Here is an 18242-nt window from a genome sequence, read left to right on the forward strand (position 1 = left end):
ACAGATTTGTAGGAACTACAACAAAATCGCCTCTCACAACTCGCGCCAACGATCGGAGCGATGCCGAAGGCAGCCGCTTGCGGCCGTAGCGAACGCGTAGTCGCGGAAGAGCGTGGTCCTTTTGACCGAAGGTCAAAAGGAGGCGCCCATATGGATCGCTCTCTTTCCCGACGTCGTCGGGAGCCAACGCTGTCGCTTCGCGGCGTTTGGCTATTTCGCTCGCTATGGATCGCTCAATAGCTCAGATATTGCAAAGCGCCGATCGCGAGAAGATTTCCCGGAACGAGTAAAAACCAACCGAGCGCGACCATAAAGAAACAAACCACAACGACTGCGGTCACTCCGACGCTAAACGGTGCGGCGTGATTGCGGGAAATTTCTCCCTCGTCGCTGCTCATAAAAGTCGCGATTCCGATCCGCAGATAGTAATAGAGCGCAAGCGCAGAGTTGGTCACGCCACCGATCAAAAGAATGCGGTTCATCAGATGTTCGGATTCGGCGAGTTTTTGAAAAAGAAACAACTTCGCCCAAAATCCTCCGAACGGAGGAACTCCCGCCAAGGACATAAAGAATATGTTGATTGCGATCGCAGTAAACGGTTTCGCTCCCGATAAGGATTGAACGGAAAAGAACGTCACTTGTCTGGTTCCCTCCTCCAAATACGCGAGAATCGCAAACGCTCCCAAACTCATGAACGAATATACGATGAGATAAAAAAGAACTTCTTCCTTGATTCCCGCGGAAATTCCCGCCACGACGTAACCCGCGTGTGCGATCGAAGAATATGCGAGCATTCGCTTTAAATTTTCCTGTTTTAATGCGAGCAGGTTTCCGTAGACCATCGACAACAACGCAAGAATTCCAGGCAACCAAGCCCAGGTGCTGTCTTCCAAAGGCAGCGGTAGCTTCGTATAGAGCACAAGAAGAAGTCCGATCGACGCGGCCTTTGCGGCGGTGGACATATAACCCGTTACCGGAGTCAACGCTCCTTCGTACGCGTCCGGGGTCCACGCGTGATACGGAAAAAGCGCGATCTTAAACGCGACTCCCGTGATGAACAACACGAGTCCGATCTTTGCGAAGTTTCCTTGATACCCTGCGATGAGGAGCGGTTTTAACGCCGCAGTCATATTGGTAGAACCGCTTCCTCCGAAAAGAAACGCGATTCCCATCAACATAAACCCGGAGGAAAAACTTCCGAGCAGAAAGTATTTCAACGTCGCTTCCAAGGAAAACAGATCGCTTCTCGCCATCCCGATCAGAATGTATAAGCAAATGCTCATGAGTTCGAGGGCGACAAAAACGAGAATAAAGTCCTGTCCGCTCGTCATCAACATCATCCCGCACGTTGCGAAAAGCAAGAGCGGATAAAACTCGGGAAATTCTATTTTATGATTCTTTAATATTCTCGGTACGACCGCCGCTGTTCCGATCGCCATCGAGATGTAGATCAGATTCAGCCAAAAGGACAAGACCGAGTTTTCGATCTGACCGCCGAAATAGACCCCGTTTCCCGGAAAACGAAACGCCGTATAAAAGACGCTCGCGAGCGCTATCAAAAGAATCAAACCGGACACGTATCGCACGAAGAGGAATTCTTTCGTTTTAAATATTACGGAAAGACAGATGAGCACTACCCCGCCCGTAGCGAGAATCAACGCGGGAAGAATGGAAAATAGATCGAGGACGTTCGGGATTAGATTCATTTTTGAGCCTCCTCGTCCCCTGACGGAGAAGTTTCCTTTCCTTTGCGGATTGATTTTGGCAGCGAATATTTACTTTGAAAACCGTTCAGACGCTCTTCGTAATCGCCCGGTTCTTCGCCGAGAGAACGGTAGGAAACGTATTTTCTCGCGTTATCCACCGTCTTTCCGTTTAGATCCGTTTCTTTAAACGAACTCGCCGTACGATCCTGAATCGCTTTTGCGGACGCCGAATTTAATGCGACTTTAACCGACGGTTCCAATACTTTCAAAAACGGTTTTGGATAAACTCCGATCCAGAAAATCATTACGACCGTAGGGATCAGAATGATCCATTCTTTCAAACTGAGATCGTGATGTTCGATCAGATTTTTGGAAGGCTCTCCGAAAATCATCCTTTTTGCGAACAACAAAAGATAACCCGCGGCGAACACGACTCCGGTGGCGGCTAACGCGCCGTATACGACGTTCGCTTTGATGCTTCCGAGTATGATTAAAAATTCTCCGATAAAGCTGTTGGTTCCGGGAACTCCGAGCGAGGAAAATACAGCGATCGCAAAAAACACGGAAAAAACCGGCAGGAGTTTGGACAAACCGCCCGCCTTTGCGATGTCGTTGTTGCCGATTCTTTCATGCAAGATTCCGAGCATAAAGAAGAGCATCCCCGCAGTGAATCCGTGGTTCAACATCTGAAGCATTCCTCCGGCCATCCCTTCTTCCGTAAAACTCAAAATACCGAGCATACAAAAACTCATGTGAGACAAGGATGAAAACGCGACGACTCGTTTGGAATTCTCCTGAGCCATCGCAATGACCGCGCCGTAGATGATTCCCGCGATACAAAGTCCTCCGAGAAGTTCCCTGTATTCCAACATTTCTTCGGGGAAGAGCGGAATCGCAAGTCGAACAAATCCGTATAAACCGATCTTCAATAAGATTCCGGAAAGATCCACCGAACCGACAGTAGGCGCCTGCGAGTGAACGTCCGGCATCCAAGTATGAAGCGGAAACAAAGGCACTTTGATCGCGAACGCAAGAACGAACGCAAAGAACATAAACAATCGGATGTTCTTCGGAATTTCGGGTAGAAGTCCCGTGGACAACTCTTCGATCACGATCGTTCCGGTTTTGAAATACAGGATTAGAATTCCCGCAAGCATCAACACCGATCCGGTGAACGAGAAGATCAGATATTTGATAGCTGCCTTTACGCGCTGATCCTCTCCCCAGATTCCGACCATTAGAACCATCGGAGAAACCATCGCTTCCCAGAAGATGTAAAACAAAACGAGGTTCCCGGACAAGAACACTCCGTGAACGCTCATCTCCACGATCATTAGATAAACATAAAATTCGCGGATACGATTCGTGATGCTCGACCAAGTGGCGAGCGTGGAAAGAAAGAAAAGCAAAGAAGACATTCCGCAAAGCAGAAGACTGAATCCGTCGAGTCCGATATGATAATCGACCCGGAGATTTCCGGAAACTACGATTCCCCAGATGCGATCCACGAATTGAAGAGCCGAGTTAGAAGGATCGTATTGGAAATACAATCCGACGATGATCAAAAACGGAACGAGAGTGAACGATCCCGCGACGGTCCGCAACCAATAGACGCTATTGGAAAAAAATAAGAACGGCACTCCGATCAGTGGCAGAAACAAAAAAATACTCAATATATACGGCGGGAAATCCAAGTTACAGCCCCCTCAATAGAAAAAAGGAAAGAATGACCACGGTTCCGAATACGATCAGGATCGCGTAGTCGACGATGATTCCGGTCTGAACCCTTCGCAACACAAGGGAGATCGCGACCGCGATTCTTCCCGTTCCGCGCAGCATCAGATCCAAGAAATTTCTTTCCACGTATCCCGCTAAAAACTTTCCGAGCAGCAGTATCGGTTCCACGATGAAGTTCTTATAAAACTCGTCCACGTAGTATTTCTGCGAAAGAATCCGTTTTAAGCCCGTGTGCGATTCTTCCGCTTCCGGAACGTTCTTTCCCGTCAAAAAGATCGTTCTCGCGATAAAGATTCCGGAAATCGCAACGGCTACCGATACGGCCACCAAGATCAATTCGATCGCGGCTCCCGTTTCGTGACCGTCTACGGAGTGTTTGACGATCATTTCGGAAATTTCGGTTCCTCGGACAAAGACGGGAGCGAAGTAACGCGTAAGAGCGTCCGCTCCTCCGAACAAAAAGTGAGGCACTTCCAAAAATCCGGCAACGACCGCGCCTATGGAAAGAATCACGAGAGGAATCGTCATCACGAGCGGAGATTCGTGCAAGTGGCCAGCCTTGTGGGAAGAGACTCGAGATTCTCCGTAAAAGGCAAGATACGTCATGCGGAACATGTAGAACGCGGTTAAGAGCGCGGTAACGATTCCGAGTCCGTAAAAGAGCGTTCCATACGCATAACTTTTTTCTAATATTAGATCTTTGGAAAAGAACCCGCTGAACGGAGGAATTCCGGAAATGGCAAGCGATCCGATCAAAAAGGTGAACCAGGTGATCTTCATCTGATTTTTCAGTCCGCCCATGTTCCGCAGATCCTGTTCGTGATGAAGCGCATAAATCACGGAACCCGATCCCAAAAAGAGAAGCGCTTTAAAGAACGCGTGCGTCATCAAGTGAAAGAGCCCCGCGACGTAAGCGCCGGCGCCCATCGCGACGAACATATATCCGAGCTGCGACACGGTGGAATACGCGAGCACCTTCTTGATATCGTTTTGAAAAAGTCCGATCGTCGCCGCAAAAAAGGCGGTGATCGATCCGATGATTACGATCCAATGTCCCACTTGCGGCGCGGATAAAAAGATAGGATTGAGCCTTGCGATCAAAAAGATTCCGGCTGTCACCATCGTCGCCGCGTGAATCAACGCGGAAACGGGAGTCGGTCCCGCCATCGCATCGGGAAGCCACACGTGCAAGGGCAACTGCGCCGATTTTCCGATCGCTCCGATAAAAAAGCAGATCGCCGCCAATGGAATCACATATCGAAAGGAAGGGATTTCCGGAATCGATTCAGCGATTTGCGTAAAGGAAACGCTGCCCGTATACCAAAACACGAGCGCGATTCCGAGAAGCATTCCCAAGTCGCCGATCCGATTCGTGATAAACGCCTTCATTCCCGCGTTGGCGGCGGATTCTTTGTGATAATCGAATCCGATCAAGAGATACGAACAAAGCCCCACTCCTTCCCATCCGAGAAAAAGAAGAATTAAGTTTTCTGCAAGTACCAGATTCAACATCGCAAAGATAAACAAATTCAAATAAGCGAAGTAACGCGCAAAACCGGGATCGTCCTTCATATATCCGATGCTGTAAAGATGGATGAGCGCCCCGATTCCGGTGATGATCAAAATCATATAGAGCGAAAGCTGATCGACTTGATACGCGAGAGATACGTTTAGGTTCCCGGTTTCGATCCAAGGCATTACGGTTACGATTTCGGGAATCGCGCGTTCCATTGGGTGAAATAGAACGAAAGACAACAAAGCCAGCGCGAAAGATAAAAATACGACGGCCGTAGAAATGATTCCGGTTAGTCCCTTTAACCACTTGCCGAAAAGACCGGAGATTAAAAATCCGATCAACGGAAGAGCGACTAACGCAGGGATAAGATTTGCAATTTCCATTCTTCCTATTCCTACCATTTCATCAGATTCATTTCGTCCACATAGCTCGTCTTTTTAAGCCTATGAATCGCGATCACGATCGCGAGTCCGATCGCGGCTTCCGCGGCCGCAATCGCCATTACGAAAAAGACGACCACTTCTCCGTCGACTTGGTGAAGCGCCTTTGAGAAAGTCACGAATACGAGGTTCACGGAGTTCAAGATCAACTCCACCGACATAAAGATCAAAACCGCGCTTCTTCGCACCATCACTCCCGCGACTCCGATCGTGAAGATGATCATCGCAAGAATCAGAAAGTAGTGCATCGGAATTCCGGAAATCCAAAGACTCATAGGGTTCCTCCTTCCGCGTTCTTCCCTAAATTCTTTTTTCCGAGAACGACCGCACCGAGCACGGCCGCGAGCAATAACAAGGAAATCAGCTCGAACGGAAGAAGGTATCGTAAAAACATGGCGCTTCCGACCACGGCGGTATTTCCGCTAACGTGGACCGGTTCGGGGTTTACGGTATTTCCGGACAAAGTATCGGGAACGGGCGCATTCTCGGCGGCAGTCCCATTCGAGTCGTTTTTTTTCTCGCCCGCTTGATTTCCTACGATCTCGTTCTTAGAAAGACGAAAGGAATAACCCGCAAATTGCCCTTCTTTGGTCCTGGCATATCCGATCGGCGACGTCGTATCCGAAGGGATTCCGTCTTGAACCGCAGTGACGAGCAAAACACCCAAGAACATTACCAATCCTAAATATAATAATTTCTTAATGGGTTTTTCGAAAATAAAGAGTTTCGTATCGTCCTCGCGCAACGACAAAAGCATCAACACGAACACGACCAAAACCATGATCGCTCCCGCGTAAACGAGAAGCTGCATCGTCGCGATAAAGATCGCGTTCATCACCGCGTAGATCGCGGCCAAAGAAAAAAAGCTGAGAACCAGGAGTACCGCGGCCGTGATCGCGTTGGGATGAAAGATCACCCCCAAAGAACTGAGTATCATCACCGCCGAAAACAGAAAGAATAGAAGCAGTTGAGGTTGATCCGTATATGGCATATTCTTAGTTTCTTAAAATTGTATATAGATGCTTGCGATCACGATGTTCAAAATCGCCCAAGGGATGAGTTTTTTCCATCCCAGGCTCATGAGTTGATCGTATCGAAAACGCGGAAGGGTCCATCTCACCCACATAAACAAGAATGCGAAAAAGAGAACCTTACCCAAAAACAAAACCAGTCCGAGTGCGGGCTGAAGAACGTTTCCTTCCAACAATCCGAAAGGCACCTGATACCCTCCGAAAAAAAGAAGAGTCACCACGCAGCTCATCGTGATCATGTTCATGTATTCCGCGATAAAAAATAATGCGAACTTAAACGCTCCGTATTCCGTGTGAAACCCGACGACGAGTTCGGACTCGGCTTCCGCCAAGTCGAAAGGGAGCCTGTTGGTTTCGGCGAACATCGCTACGACGAACAGGCAAAACGCGATGAACCCAGGAAGTTTGAAGATGTTCCAAAGTCCCGCCTGAGACGCGCTTATATCCGAAAGTTTCAAAGAACCCGTAAGAATTACGATCGAGACCACGCTCATTCCCAAAGGAAGTTCGTAGCTGATCATCTGTGCCGTGGAACGGATCGCACCTAACAACGAATATTTGTTGTTACTCGCCCAACCCGCGATGATGATTCCGTACACCGCAAGAGAAGAGATCGCGAATAAAAAGAGAATTCCAGTGTCAGGATTTGCGATCTGCAGATCCAAAAAGGTCAGACCGGTTTTTTCCGCCAGCCAAGGAGGAAGAGGAATCTGACCGCCCAAAGGAACCACGGACCAAGCCATGATCGCGCACGTCATCGAGATCGCGGGCGCAACGAGATACATCACTCGATTGACCTGCATCGGGAAAACTTCTTCTTTGGTTAAGAATTTAATTCCATCCGCAAGAGGTTGGAGAAGTCCCCAGATCCCCGCGCGGTTCGGACCCTTACGATCCTGAATAAAACCGGCCACTCTTCTTTCCGCGAGCGTGTAATACGCGCAGGCGGTAATGAGAATGAAAAAGAAAAGTCCGCTTTTCAAAAGCCAAAATAAAACTTCATTCCAATTCATGGAGTTCTTTGTCCCCCCGCGGTTTCTCCGATTCTATCTTCTTTTCTTCTTCTGGGATGATCGGGAACGGGTTCCGGCTTGTCCTTCAATCTGGCGTCGAACTCCGCGCGAAACTTCTGCAGAGCGGGACGAACCGCCCCCACGCATGCGTCGGAAAGAGGACAAATCGTAGTTCCCCCTTCCATGTTTCTGGATAGGGAAAGAATCAAGTCGATGTCCTGGGTGGTTCCTTCTCCTTCGCGGATCTTATAAAGAATGTCGCGAACCCAATGAGTTCCTTCGCGGCAGGGTGTGCATTGACCGCAGGATTCGTGAGCGTAGAATCTCGCGAACCGATACGTGGTTTCCACGATGTCCGTTCCTTCCGCGAGAACGATCACCGCGCCCGAACCGAGCATGGTTTTGTGTGCCGCCATCGATTCGAAATCCATATTCGCGGTTTTGCATTCTTCCGCCGTGAGAATCGGAACGGAAGATCCGCCGGGAATGATGGCCTTGAGAGGTTTATCGTCTACGATTCCTCCGCAAAGATCATTCACAAGTTCTAATAAAGGAGTTCCTAATTCGATTTCGTAAACGCCGGGACGTTTTACGTGACCCGAAACGCTGAAGAGTCTCGTACCCGGAGATTTTTCGGTTCCGATCTTGGAATACCAATCCGCTCCCTTGTCGAGAATATGAGGAACCGCCGAAAACGTTTCCACGTTATTCACCACGGTCGGAGAACGATAAAGTCCCGACACCGCGGGGAAAGGAGGTTTCAATCTTGGATGACCCCTCCTGCCTTCGAGAGAATTGATGAGTGCGGTTTCTTCTCCGCAGATATAAGCGCCCGCGCCTTCGTATAAAATCAGATCGAAGTCGAATCCGCTTCCGAGAATATTCTGCCCGAGATACCCTTTCGCATAGGCTTCGTCGATCGCCTTCTGCATGGTTCTCGCGCCTTTTTGAAATTCTCCGCGGATGTAAAAGAATCCCTTGTTGGAACCGATCGCTTTGGCTCCGATGATCATCCCTTCGATGATCTGGTGCGGAAGGTTCTCGATCAGTTTACGATCTTTGAATGTTCCTGGTTCGCCTTCGTCGGCGTTGCAGATGATGTATTTCGGCTTCGGAATGTCTTTCGGAATGAAGGACCATTTGAGTCCGGTCGGAAATCCCGCGCCCCCTCTTCCTCTGAGTCCGGACTTTTTCACCTCGGCGATGATGTCGTCCGGTTTCATCTGAAGGGCTTTTTTCAAGCCGTCGTATCCGTGAACCGATTCGTAGAACTCGAGTTCGGCGGACTTAGGGTTGTCGATGTATTTCGTGAGAAGTTTCATTTCTGCCATAAGGAGTTCCTTTGTCAGTTCAGGCCGCTTAGAATCTGATCCACTTTTTCGGGTGTCAGCTGTTCGTAAAAATCGTCGTTGATCTGGACCATCGGCGCGTAACCGCAGGCTCCGAGACATTCCACTTCTTCCAAAGTGAATTTTTTATCGGGAGTCGTTTGTCCGAGATGAATTCCGAGTTTCTCGCAGAGATGTTTTTCGATCGTATCGTTCCCTTGCAGATAACAGCTCGAGGTTCCGCAGATTTGGATGTGATATTTGCCGACCGGTTTCTTATTGTAAAGAGTATAAAACGTCGCGACTCCGTAGACCTGCGCGAGAGAAATCGGATCTCCGAGACGCTCCGCGATGTAATTCATTCCTTCCTGGTCCACAAAACCGTGTTCTCTCTGTAAAATATACAAACAAGGGAGAATCAGGGAACGTTTGTCCGGGAATACTTCCAGCATCTTCCGGAATCTTTTTTCGGATTCTTCACTGAACTTATAGCTCATCAGCAGTCCAACTCCCCCGCGATCACGTTCAAAGAACTCATCGTCGCGACTGAATCCGCGAGAAGTCCTCCGCGGACCAATTCCGCAAACGATTGATAATACCAGAAACAAGGGCGTCTAACGTGAACTCTCCAAGGAGACTTTTCCCCTTCGGACACGATGTAAAATCCGAGTTCTCCGTTGGCCGCTTCGGTGGACATGTAGTGTTCTCCCGGAGGAACCTTCACACCGTGCATGATGATCTTGAAGTGATAGATCAATTCTTCCATGTTGTTGTAGACTTTGTTCTTTTCGGGAAGATAGGCGTGCGGCAGATCCGCGTGCCAAGCTCCGCTCGGAATTCCGTCCACGAGCTGTTCGATGATCCGGATCGACTGACGCATCTCCTCCATTCTCACCAAACTTCTGTGAAGAACGGAACCGTCCTCTCCGATCGGAACGTCGAAGTCCACCTTATCATACAGCATATACGGTTCGTCTTTACGGACGTCCCAATCCACTCCGGCGGCGCGGAGATTCGGGCCGCTGAATCCGTAGGCGATCGCGTTTTCCGCGGAGATTCCGCCGATTCCTTCGGTGCGCCCGAGAAAGATTTTATTTTTGAGAAGAAGACTGTTGAATTCTTCGATCGCGGGTTTTAATCCCTTGCAGATCAGCTTTACTTCCTTTTCGAACTCGGGATAAATATCCTTTTCGAGTCCGCCGATTCTGCAGAACGTCGTTGTCAATCTCGCGCCGGTGAGTTTTTCGATGACTTGATAGATGTTCTCTCTGTGATGAAAGAGGTGCAGCATTCCCGAGAACGCTCCGAGGTCCACTCCCAAAATTCCCGTGCAGATGATATGATCCATGATTCTCGAAAGTTCGGAGATGATCATTCTCACATACGTTACTCGATCCGGAACTTCCACCTGCATCATCTTTTCCACGGCGAGAATCCATCCGATGTTGTTGAGCGGAGTGGAAACGTAGTTCATCCGGTCCGTGCAGACGAGGAACTGATTGTATGTATAACGTTCTCCTAATTTTTCGAAACAGCGGTGAACGTAACCGATGATGGATTCGGCTTCGACGATTCTTTCTCCGTCGAGCTGGATCACGTTCTGTAAAATTCCGTGCGTAGCGGGATGCGAAGGTCCGAGGTTTACGAGAAGATGTCCTTCGGGAAGATTGGCGAACTTCTTTCCGAAATGTTCGGCCGTTTTTTCATACATCATTCTACTTTCCTCCTTCCTTTGTGATGTCTTCGTTCACGTGGATATGAAGCAGGTCTTCGATAAGATAATCCTGTCCGAATCCTTCCAAGGGAAAATCCTTACGCAAAGGATGTCCTTGAAAGTTGTCCGGCATGAGAATCCGATCCAAACTCGGATGACCGATAAAGGAGATTCCGAAAAGATCGTAGACTTCCCGCTCGGGCCAGTTCGCGCCTTTGAACACGGAAGTGATGCTCGGAAGCGATTCTCCGTCTTCGAGCCGAACCTTAAATTGAATCCTGCTCGAAGCCTTACTTCCCGAACGGAGAAGATAACAAACTTCGAATCGGGGTTCTTTTTTTCCGAGCCAATCGATCGCGGTTAAGTCGTTTAGAAAATTATAATTCAGTGATGGATCGTTTTTCAACGCGGCGAGAACCGGAACGATTCCTTCCGCTTTCAAAAAGAAAACGGGAACGTTCGAGACGACCTCTTCCTGCGTATCCAAAAAATGGGAAAATTTTTCTTTGAGGAAACGTTCTACTTCTTCTTTCATCGTACAACCAGGGGTTTATTTCTTTCGTTCAATTCCTGGATTTTCTGCATCACTTCCTGACGTCTTGCTTCCAGCCCCTGGGTTTTCAGTTTTGCCTGTAATTTCAAGAGAGCGTCTAAGATCGCTTCGGGTCTAGGAGGACAGCCCGGAACATATACGTCCACGGGAAGAATCCGATCCACTCCCTGAAGCACTCCGTAGGTGTTGAACATTCCTCCGGAAGAAGCGCAGGCCCCGACGCTGATCACGAACTTAGGCTCCGCCATCTGATCGTAAATCTGACGAAGAACGGGAGCCATCTTGTAAGTGATCGTACCGAGAACCAAAATCATATCCGCCTGACGCGGAGAAAACGAAGGACGTTCCGCTCCGAAACGGGCGATATCGTAATCGGAACAAGCGGTGCTCATATATTCGATTCCGCAACACGCGGTCGCGAACGGATACGGCCAAAGCGAATAACTTCTTCCCCATTGAATCACGGACTCGATGCTACCGAGTTGAACCATATCTCCCAGGGCCTGGCCCGGGGCTTTACTTAAGTCACTCAATCCCATTCCAAGGCTCCTTTCTTCCAGATATAGTATAAACCTACGACCAACGTAAGGACAAACACAAACATTTCTATCACGAGAAAAAGTCCGATTCCCGCGTTCTTAAATCCGATCAGGTTGACCGCATACGGAAACAGAAACACCGCTTCGATGTCGAACAGGATGAACAATACGGCGACGAGATAGAACTTGATGTTGAAAAGCCCTCTCGCATCTCCATAGTATTGTACGCCGCATTCGAACGTGTCCTGAGGTTTGGATTTCTTTTTAGGACCGATGAGTATGGCAAGGGTAAGAATCAGAGCGGAGAATCCGACTCCGAGTAAGAATTGAATCAGTAGTGGGCCAAGGTGCTCGGGAGCGCTATCCATAGCTACTATTAGACTCCCGTTTGCATATAGCCTGTCAACGCAAATTCAAAAGGAAATGTCGCATGCTTCGCCCGTTTCCGAACGAAGAGAATTTCACACCGAAAAAGAAATCTCCGTCCACACAGGTCCGAGTGGAAAATAAAAATATCCTAAATTAGAATTTTGCATAGAACGCCCGAATCGGCCAAACAGTTTGGCAAAAAACGGATGGACAAATGGGTTGAGTGACGGCTGGTAGTAATGGAACGAAAGGGAAAACGATTTGTCCGCCGCTCGCACCGCATTTTACTTTTCCCGAACGGGAATCCCTTCCTACATCGGGAGAATTCTCACCCTACTCTTATTCCTTTTCACGTTCTCCGCTTGTGCGTCCTCCAAAAACTCGATCTTCGGAACCGTGTTCGTTCGAAGAGGATTCACTCCCGAGAAAAAAGCGAAACACGTCGTCTTCCCGGTTCAAATTCGATCGGGTTGGTTGTCGAAAGAGGCGAACGGCGAACAGAAAAAATTCTTAGAATCCAGAAGTTTTGAAAAACTGGAACTGGCGATCCTCGGATACGGAGGAAAGATCCAGGAAAAATACAACGCGGAAAAACAATTCCGAACCGCGTTCGAAGCGGACAATTCCCTCAACGAAGAAAAGGGAATCAAAATCGCAAAACAACTCAAAGGCGACGTCGTCGTATTTACGGACGTCACCGATTACGGAACCGCTTCCGGAAATTCCGTTATGGAAGTGACCGTCAAAGCGATGGACACGGACAGCGGAGAAATCCTCTGGAAAGCGATTTATTCGGGAAAGGCATTCGGACTTCAGGACAACATCGACTTGTCCATTTTAGAATCCGAAATTTTTGAACATCTTACTGAAAAATTAAAAAACAAAACGGAGTAAAAGGAGAAAAACATGGCTAAGGTAGTATTGTCCAGTTTTGCCGAATTAGAAGCCTATACCGGAAAGGAAATCGGGGTTTCCGATTATCACACGGTGACTCAGGAGCAGGTGAATAAGTTCGCCGACGCGACCCTGGATCATCAGTGGATTCACACGGACCCGGATAGAGCCGCTAAGGAATCTCCGTTCGGAGGAACGATCGCTCACGGATATCTTACCTTGTCCATGGCACCCTACCTCTTATCTCAAATATTAGAATTAAAGAATATTAAGATGGGGATCAATTACGGGATGGAAAAACTTCGGTTTTTAGAACCCGTAAAAGTAGGAAGCAAGTTGAGAATTAGAGCGGAGTTGATCGAGCTAAAAGACCTGAGAGGTACGGCGAGAATGACTCTGAAGATGACTTTTGAAACCGAAGGATCCACGAAAGCCGCCGCGGTAGGAGAGGTAATCTATCTATATCAATTTGCCTGATAAGAAAAAAATTTCTAAGATTAGGTAAAATATGAGTCCTAGACTGATCATCTATATGATCTCGAGAATTCGAGACGAATTTCACAGACACCTGAACCTGGAGTTGAAAGAAAAAGGTTTGGGTCCGTTAACGACCACTCACGCGGATATCCTGTTCGCACTCGTCAAAAAGAAAAAGGCGCAGATGCAGGAAATCGCCAAGATGATCAATCGAGACAAATCCACGTTAACCGCTCTTGTAGACAAGTTGGAAGCGTTGGGATTCGTCGAGAGAACGAGAGATCCCGAGGATCAGAGAATCGTTCATTTGGAACTGACTCCGAAAGCCTATTCGGTAAGACCGGTATTGCTCGGAATCTCCAGATCCTTAGTGAACAATCTCTATCGGGGATTTACGGAGGAAGAAAAACAGGAATTGGTTCGATTGCTGATGAAACTCTATCAGAACCAAAACCCGGAATCCGCCACGGTGGAACTTCTACAATAAACGGACATGTTTCTTATCGCCCAAATAACGTCCTGGACTTCCGGTTTGATCCTTCTGATTCTATCCGGATTTCACTTTTACTGGATGTTGGGAGGAGCGTTGGGAAAAAATCGTGTAGTTCCGGAAATACAGGGGAAACCGGCCTTCCGACCCGGAAGACTCGCCACCGCCGCGGTGGGAATCCTGTTGTTCCTGGCAGCCTTGTTACCGATCGGACTCAGAATGCAGTTTCCGCTCGGAATTTTACAAGAAGTATGTCGATACGGAACGGTCTTTTTGTCCTTCGTATTTTTGCTTCGAGCGATCGGAGATTTTAGATTGGTCGGCTTCTTTAAAAAAATCAAAGGCACGACGTTCGCGCAAAACGATACGGCTTATTATTCTCCCCTTTGTCTTTTTCTTTCCCTTTTATTATACGTTTCTTCCGTATTCTGACGTTAGCAATCACGAACGGGATCGTCCGCATTTTCTCCGGGAATCTTCCCTAAATCCACGCGGATTTTTCAGAAAGAATTTATTTTCCATTTGATAAAAACGAGGGTTTGGATTCCATTCTCCTCTCATGAAATCAAAACATACATTTTCGGATAAATTTCGGTATCACTTCGACAACTTCATGTCCCGAGGCGGCGGATCGGTTTTTGCCGCATTGATCACGTTATTCATAATCGCATTCGTGTTTCTTTCCATCCTACGGTTGTTAGGCGGACTTGTCGCGCCGGACGAATCGATACAAGGAAACGGAGAATTTTTCTGGAGAGTGTTTCTGCAGATCTCGGACGCAGGCGCCGTCGCGGAAGACGGAGAATCGAATTGGTTCAATAAAACGACCGGGATTCTCACGGTATTTCTCGGACTCGTGTTATTTTCGAGCTTAGTGGCTTTTATCACCAATCAGTTCGATCAGAAGATCCAGGATCTAAGAAAGGGAAAAAGCGACGTATTAGAAAAAGATCATACGATCATTCTGGGATTCGGCGTTCGGGTCGTGGAAATCATCAAGGAACTCATCGAAGCGAATTCCTCCGAGTCGAGAGCCGTGGTAGTCATTCTCGCGGAAGAAGACAAGGAAGTTATGGACGATTACTTGGCGGAGAATTTGGAAGAACGCAAAACGACGAAGATCATCACGCGTTCCGGAACTCCTTCCAGCCTCCATTCGCTGCGGAAAGTCAACGCGGGAGAAGCGAAGTCGGTGCTGGTTTTGAATTCCTCGGGAGAAGAGGACGGCAAGGACGGAAGAAACATCGGCGACGCGAAGGTATTAAAGTCTTTGATGGCGTTAGTCGCGCTCGGTCATGATAACGAACTTCCCCCCATCGTCGCGGAACTCTACAACGAGGAAAACCGTCTGATCGCGCAGGAACTTTCCTCTTCGATCCAGGTGATGGACGAAAGAAATATTCTCGCAAAATTGCTCGTGCAGACTTCGAGAACTTCCGGACTTGCGGTCGTCTATTCCAACTTAGTCGGATTCGAAGGGGACGAGATCTATTTTTACAAACCTTCCTCCGGTTGGAAAGGGCTCAACTACAAAGAGATCGCATTTCGGTTTAACGAATCCGTTCCTCTCGGTTTCAGAAGGGAAGACGGAGAAATCATACTCAATCCGCCCAGCGATTACACGCCCGACGACAAAGAGGACGCCGTGCTTTTAGCGGAAGACGATTCCAAAATCCGCTACTCGGAAACGGCGGTATCGAGTCCCAGAGACTTCCAACTTCCGAAAAAGAAACGATCCAATCCGGTCGACAAACAACTCATCGTAGGTTGGAATTCCAAAAGTCCTCTGATCGTGGAGGAATACGCGAAGTTCGTTTCTCCCGGATCGACCATAGACATTCTCGTCAAACAGATCGACGAAGAATTTAAGGGAACCGTAATACGTCTCAAGAAAAAATATCCGAAAATCACTCTTAGATCCTTTCAAGCCGATCTTTCCCAGGAATCCGTGATGAAACGGCTCGCGCCCGAATCTTACGATTCCGTAATATTCTTAGCCGAGGAAAAAGAAAACATCGAAGAAGTCGACGCGCAAACGATCTCGCTATTGCTTCGATTCAGACAATATTTCAAACGATACGCGTTTAAGACGGGAAACCAACCTTCCACGCAGCTGATCACCGAAATCATGAACTCGGAAAATACGGAGATCGTTCTCGAAACGGGCGTGAAGGACTTCCTGATTTCCAATCAGTTCGTGTCCAAGATGATGGCTCAGGTTTCGCAGGAACCCGACGTGATGCGGATCTACGAAAATCTGTTCAGCCCCGAAGGAAGCGAAATCTATCTGAAACCGGCTTCTCTTTACTTCGAACACCTCCCTCAAACTCTTAGTTTTGCGGATTGCGTAGGCGCAGCCTTAAAACGGGGAGAAACCTGTTTCGGGATTCGTATCGCTTCGGAGGAAAAAGACGAGAGTAAAGGATACGGCGTGCATTTGATCCCGTTGAAGGATACTGCCTTTTCGATCCATCCGGAAGATAGTTTGATCGTCCTCGCGGAAGATCAAACATAGAACGCGACCTGTCGAGCGCCGTAGAAGCGAGACGCTGAGTTCAGGGAGCGTTCTGCTGAGTTAACGTGACCTGTCGAGCGACCGTAGAAGCGAGACCCTGAGTTCAGAGAGTGTTCTGCTGAGTTGACGCGATTCGTAAAGAGCGTTTTAGCCAGCGAGCAGTGGAACGTTGCGAGCGGCTCTGAACGAAGTTCAGAAATAAACGCATTTCGGATTAAAAAATCCGTCCTTTCTGTCCGTTCAAAAAATTACGGAGCGTAAAAGATTCAGGAAGGACGGGACATGAACCAAGCGAAAATCATATTCATTCTTACCCTATTTGCGGCCGATTGCCAAAGTATAAACAACGAACAAATCGACGGAGAGGAAGCAATCAAACGAATCTCGAAGGAGATCTCCGTCGTATCCGTTTTCGAAACGATGGGCGGATACGGTACGAATCCGGCTCGCTGCAACACTATAGGAACAACGTCTACTCCGTATGGAATCGGGATCGATAGCGAACCGAACGAAACCTATTCGACCGCGCAAATCATACAAGCCCCGTATCCTCAATTTCCAAGAATGCAGGTGAACGGGATCATTTCGAGTCCGGCCGATAAGGACGTCTTTCGATTCACCAGCGCTCAGATCCTTTCCACGAAATTTACCATGCTTTCGGGCGCAGCTGCCTGCAAACTCAGTTACGGAGCGGATGAAAGTTCGAACAATAGTTTCATTCCCTTCGGTGTTAATTTTTCGCTGACACCGGGATTAGAGACTACCTTTACGATAGGACCGAACCCCTGGGAAGCCGTCCATATAGCGTGTGACGGAACTACCGCACAAAGTTATGTTCTGCAAGCGGATTACAACGCGTATGAAAACGGCGCCGGCGTAAGTTCGACCGCGTATTCCGCCGCAATCGTAAGCCTTACGACCTCGCACTTATTTTTTATCGAAGCGATGGGAATTTCAAAATCGAAAACCTATTCCGGACATTCCGTGGATCGTTGTATCGATGCAATTCGAACCGCCGGCGTAGTCTATGCGATCGCCTCTTACAATCAAAGCTTTTCCACTTGTGAAATCAACAGAGGAGTTTATGAAACCGGAAGAATCGCACTTTTAAAGGAAGATTGCACATTGGAGCCGGCAAAAATCACCGCTAACAAGATCTACGGAACCGGGCAGTAGCAATAAACCCTTCTTCGCATTAACGAAACTACCCCTTTGGCGGTAACTCTTTATATCCTTTATAAATAATAAATTTCCAAAGGTTTATGAGGGATCGAGCGGATTTATTTGTCTAAAAATCTCAGAATTCGTTTTCGAGTTTAAGATTTCGAGGAGATTTTCGACATGAAACAGTTTCTAATGATCGCAAGCGTTTGGGTTCTTTGGTTAAATTCGGTAAGGGGAAACATCTCCCTCGGAGAATTCAGCACAGAGGAAGAATGCAGAACCGCGATTCGTCAGGACCAAACCCATCTGTTGGTGTGGAAAACACATTGCAAGGAATCCGAATAACTTAGAACTGAAACCGAACCCGCCCGTACGTTACAGGAAAGGCCGAAGAAACCGCTACGATCGTTTCATTAAGGACGTTTTCGAGGAAAGATCGACTTCGGGAATGTACTGCCGGAAAAACGCAACGAATTCGGTCGTATGCGCAATCTTTCGGTTAAACAAGAAATAAAATATTTCCGATAATTTTGTATCGGTTTTTCCGCCGTACAATGTTACAATCCTTAATTCCTGGATCGGCGCGAAACCGCAGATTCCGGGAGGGTTTAAAAAATGAAAACGAGTCTGGCACTTTTAAGCATCTGGATCCTTTGGTTACATTCCGTAAGAGGAAACATCTCCCTCGGAGAATTCAACACTCAAGAAGAATGTCGAGCCGCGATACGACAAGACCCTACTCATTTATTAACTTGG

19 protein-coding genes are annotated in these 18242 nt (G+C 48.1%); 7 read left to right on the forward strand and 12 right to left on the reverse strand.

The features are described 5' to 3' along the window. Positions 1-233: 233 nt before the first annotated feature. Genes LFX17_RS13130 through LFX17_RS13185 form a run of 12 tightly spaced genes read right to left on the reverse strand, consistent with a single transcriptional unit; the run spans position 234 to position 11945 of the window. Positions 234-1706 carry an NADH-quinone oxidoreductase subunit N gene (locus LFX17_RS13130; protein WP_238730648.1) on the reverse strand — a complete coding sequence of 491 codons (1473 nt, stop codon included), beginning with the start codon at positions 1704-1706 and terminating at the stop codon, positions 234-236. Next, the gene (locus LFX17_RS13135; RefSeq protein WP_238747043.1) at positions 1703-3400 is read right to left on the reverse strand and encodes an NADH-quinone oxidoreductase subunit M; all 1698 of its coding nucleotides are present in this window, start codon (positions 3398-3400) and stop codon (positions 1703-1705) included. The genes LFX17_RS13130 and LFX17_RS13135 overlap by 4 nt, the downstream gene beginning before the upstream one ends. Before the next feature lies 1 nt (position 3401). Next, entirely contained in the window at positions 3402-5342 is a 1941-nt protein-coding gene (gene nuoL / locus LFX17_RS13140; RefSeq protein WP_238747044.1) for an NADH-quinone oxidoreductase subunit L, read from the reverse strand. Positions 5343-5353: 11 nt separating this feature from the next. Continuing rightward, positions 5354-5674: an NADH-quinone oxidoreductase subunit NuoK gene (gene nuoK / locus LFX17_RS13145; protein ID WP_118956341.1), complete on the reverse strand. Its 321-nt coding sequence runs from the start codon at positions 5672-5674 to the stop codon at positions 5354-5356. Further along, positions 5671-6390 (reverse strand): NADH-quinone oxidoreductase subunit J, encoded by a 720-nt coding sequence (locus tag LFX17_RS13150; protein WP_238747045.1) that lies wholly within the window; start codon positions 6388-6390, stop codon positions 5671-5673. The genes nuoK and LFX17_RS13150 overlap by 4 nt, the downstream gene beginning before the upstream one ends. Positions 6391-6402: 12 nt before the next feature. Continuing rightward, positions 6403-7443 (reverse strand): NADH-quinone oxidoreductase subunit NuoH, encoded by a 1041-nt coding sequence (gene nuoH / locus LFX17_RS13155; RefSeq protein WP_238747046.1) that lies wholly within the window; start codon positions 7441-7443, stop codon positions 6403-6405. Continuing rightward, positions 7440-8774 (reverse strand): NADH-quinone oxidoreductase subunit NuoF, encoded by a 1335-nt coding sequence (nuoF, locus tag LFX17_RS13160; RefSeq protein ID WP_238747048.1) that lies wholly within the window; start codon positions 8772-8774, stop codon positions 7440-7442. The genes nuoH and nuoF overlap by 4 nt, the downstream gene beginning before the upstream one ends. 14 nt (positions 8775-8788) lie before the next feature. After that, a complete protein-coding gene (nuoE, locus tag LFX17_RS13165; protein WP_118956337.1) occupies positions 8789-9268 on the reverse strand; it encodes an NADH-quinone oxidoreductase subunit NuoE in 480 nt (159 codons plus the stop codon). Beyond that, positions 9268-10485: an NADH-quinone oxidoreductase subunit D gene (locus LFX17_RS13170; RefSeq protein ID WP_118956336.1), complete on the reverse strand. Its 1218-nt coding sequence runs from the start codon at positions 10483-10485 to the stop codon at positions 9268-9270. The genes nuoE and LFX17_RS13170 overlap by 1 nt, the downstream gene beginning before the upstream one ends. Before the next feature lies 1 nt (position 10486). Then, positions 10487-11020, reverse strand: coding sequence for an NADH-quinone oxidoreductase subunit C (locus LFX17_RS13175; protein ID WP_118964117.1), 534 nt, complete (start codon positions 11018-11020; stop codon positions 10487-10489). Beyond that, positions 11017-11577: an NADH-quinone oxidoreductase subunit B gene (locus LFX17_RS13180; protein WP_118956334.1), complete on the reverse strand. Its 561-nt coding sequence runs from the start codon at positions 11575-11577 to the stop codon at positions 11017-11019. Before LFX17_RS13180 ends, LFX17_RS13175 begins: the two co-directional genes overlap by 4 nt. Continuing rightward, positions 11568-11945, reverse strand: a complete 378-nt coding sequence (locus tag LFX17_RS13185; RefSeq protein WP_118956333.1) for an NADH-quinone oxidoreductase subunit A — start codon at positions 11943-11945, stop codon at positions 11568-11570. Before LFX17_RS13185 ends, LFX17_RS13180 begins: the two co-directional genes overlap by 10 nt. A gap of 316 nt (positions 11946-12261) precedes the next feature. Between LFX17_RS13185 and LFX17_RS13190 the strand changes: the two genes are divergently transcribed. From LFX17_RS13190 to LFX17_RS13220, 7 genes are all read left to right on the forward strand, one after another. After that, complete coding sequence (locus LFX17_RS13190) at positions 12262-12840, forward strand: hypothetical protein (RefSeq protein WP_406600707.1); 579 nt, start codon at positions 12262-12264, stop codon at positions 12838-12840. A gap of 12 nt (positions 12841-12852) precedes the next feature. After that, the gene (locus LFX17_RS13195) at positions 12853-13317 is read left to right on the forward strand and encodes a MaoC family dehydratase (RefSeq protein WP_118956331.1); all 465 of its coding nucleotides are present in this window, start codon (positions 12853-12855) and stop codon (positions 13315-13317) included. Positions 13318-13348: 31 nt separating this feature from the next. Continuing rightward, positions 13349-13804, forward strand: a complete 456-nt coding sequence (locus LFX17_RS13200; protein ID WP_135569804.1) for a MarR family winged helix-turn-helix transcriptional regulator — start codon at positions 13349-13351, stop codon at positions 13802-13804. Between the two features lie 6 nt (positions 13805-13810). Further along, positions 13811-14239 carry a DUF3995 domain-containing protein gene (locus tag LFX17_RS13205; RefSeq protein ID WP_238730658.1) on the forward strand — a complete coding sequence of 143 codons (429 nt, stop codon included), beginning with the start codon at positions 13811-13813 and terminating at the stop codon, positions 14237-14239. Positions 14240-14366: 127 nt separating this feature from the next. Then, positions 14367-16322, forward strand: coding sequence for a CASTOR/POLLUX-related putative ion channel (locus LFX17_RS13210; RefSeq protein WP_238730659.1), 1956 nt, complete (start codon positions 14367-14369; stop codon positions 16320-16322). A 282-nt stretch (positions 16323-16604) separates the two neighbouring features. Further along, positions 16605-17498 (forward strand): hypothetical protein, encoded by an 894-nt coding sequence (locus LFX17_RS13215; protein WP_238747050.1) that lies wholly within the window; start codon positions 16605-16607, stop codon positions 17496-17498. Between the two features lie 165 nt (positions 17499-17663). Beyond that, positions 17664-17831 carry a hypothetical protein gene (locus LFX17_RS13220; RefSeq protein ID WP_238730662.1) on the forward strand — a complete coding sequence of 56 codons (168 nt, stop codon included), beginning with the start codon at positions 17664-17666 and terminating at the stop codon, positions 17829-17831. The last annotated feature ends 411 nt before the right edge of the window (positions 17832-18242 follow it).

This window comes from Leptospira sanjuanensis, assembly GCF_022267375.1.
GTDB classification, from domain to species: domain Bacteria; phylum Spirochaetota; class Leptospiria; order Leptospirales; family Leptospiraceae; genus Leptospira; species Leptospira sanjuanensis.

What these genes read in the sequence shown, in the direction of transcription:
- LFX17_RS13150 (WP_238747045.1), bottom strand. Translation starts at nt 6,390, where the DNA reads ATGCCATATACGGATCAACCTCAACTGCTTCTATTCTTTCTGTTTTCG.
- LFX17_RS13175 (WP_118964117.1), bottom strand. Translation starts at nt 11,020, where the DNA reads ATGAAAGAAGAAGTAGAACGTTTCCTCAAAGAAAAATTTTCCCATTTT.
- LFX17_RS13195 (WP_118956331.1), top strand. Translation starts at nt 12,853, where the DNA reads ATGGCTAAGGTAGTATTGTCCAGTTTTGCCGAATTAGAAGCCTATACC.
- nuoK (WP_118956341.1), bottom strand. Translation starts at nt 5,674, where the DNA reads ATGAGTCTTTGGATTTCCGGAATTCCGATGCACTACTTTCTGATTCTT.
- nuoF (WP_238747048.1), bottom strand. Translation starts at nt 8,774, where the DNA reads ATGGCAGAAATGAAACTTCTCACGAAATACATCGACAACCCTAAGTCC.
- nuoH (WP_238747046.1), bottom strand. Translation starts at nt 7,443, where the DNA reads ATGAATTGGAATGAAGTTTTATTTTGGCTTTTGAAAAGCGGACTTTTC.
- LFX17_RS13200 (WP_135569804.1), top strand. Translation starts at nt 13,349, where the DNA reads ATGAGTCCTAGACTGATCATCTATATGATCTCGAGAATTCGAGACGAA.
- nuoE (WP_118956337.1), bottom strand. Translation starts at nt 9,268, where the DNA reads ATGAGCTATAAGTTCAGTGAAGAATCCGAAAAAAGATTCCGGAAGATG.
- LFX17_RS13130 (WP_238730648.1), bottom strand. Translation starts at nt 1,706, where the DNA reads ATGAATCTAATCCCGAACGTCCTCGATCTATTTTCCATTCTTCCCGCG.
- LFX17_RS13180 (WP_118956334.1), bottom strand. Translation starts at nt 11,577, where the DNA reads ATGGGATTGAGTGACTTAAGTAAAGCCCCGGGCCAGGCCCTGGGAGAT.
- nuoL (WP_238747044.1), bottom strand. Translation starts at nt 5,342, where the DNA reads ATGGAAATTGCAAATCTTATCCCTGCGTTAGTCGCTCTTCCGTTGATC.
- LFX17_RS13170 (WP_118956336.1), bottom strand. Translation starts at nt 10,485, where the DNA reads ATGATGTATGAAAAAACGGCCGAACATTTCGGAAAGAAGTTCGCCAAT.
- LFX17_RS13215 (WP_238747050.1), top strand. Translation starts at nt 16,605, where the DNA reads ATGAACCAAGCGAAAATCATATTCATTCTTACCCTATTTGCGGCCGAT.
- LFX17_RS13185 (WP_118956333.1), bottom strand. Translation starts at nt 11,945, where the DNA reads ATGGATAGCGCTCCCGAGCACCTTGGCCCACTACTGATTCAATTCTTA.
- LFX17_RS13205 (WP_238730658.1), top strand. Translation starts at nt 13,811, where the DNA reads ATGTTTCTTATCGCCCAAATAACGTCCTGGACTTCCGGTTTGATCCTT.
- LFX17_RS13210 (WP_238730659.1), top strand. Translation starts at nt 14,367, where the DNA reads ATGAAATCAAAACATACATTTTCGGATAAATTTCGGTATCACTTCGAC.
- LFX17_RS13220 (WP_238730662.1), top strand. Translation starts at nt 17,664, where the DNA reads ATGAAACAGTTTCTAATGATCGCAAGCGTTTGGGTTCTTTGGTTAAAT.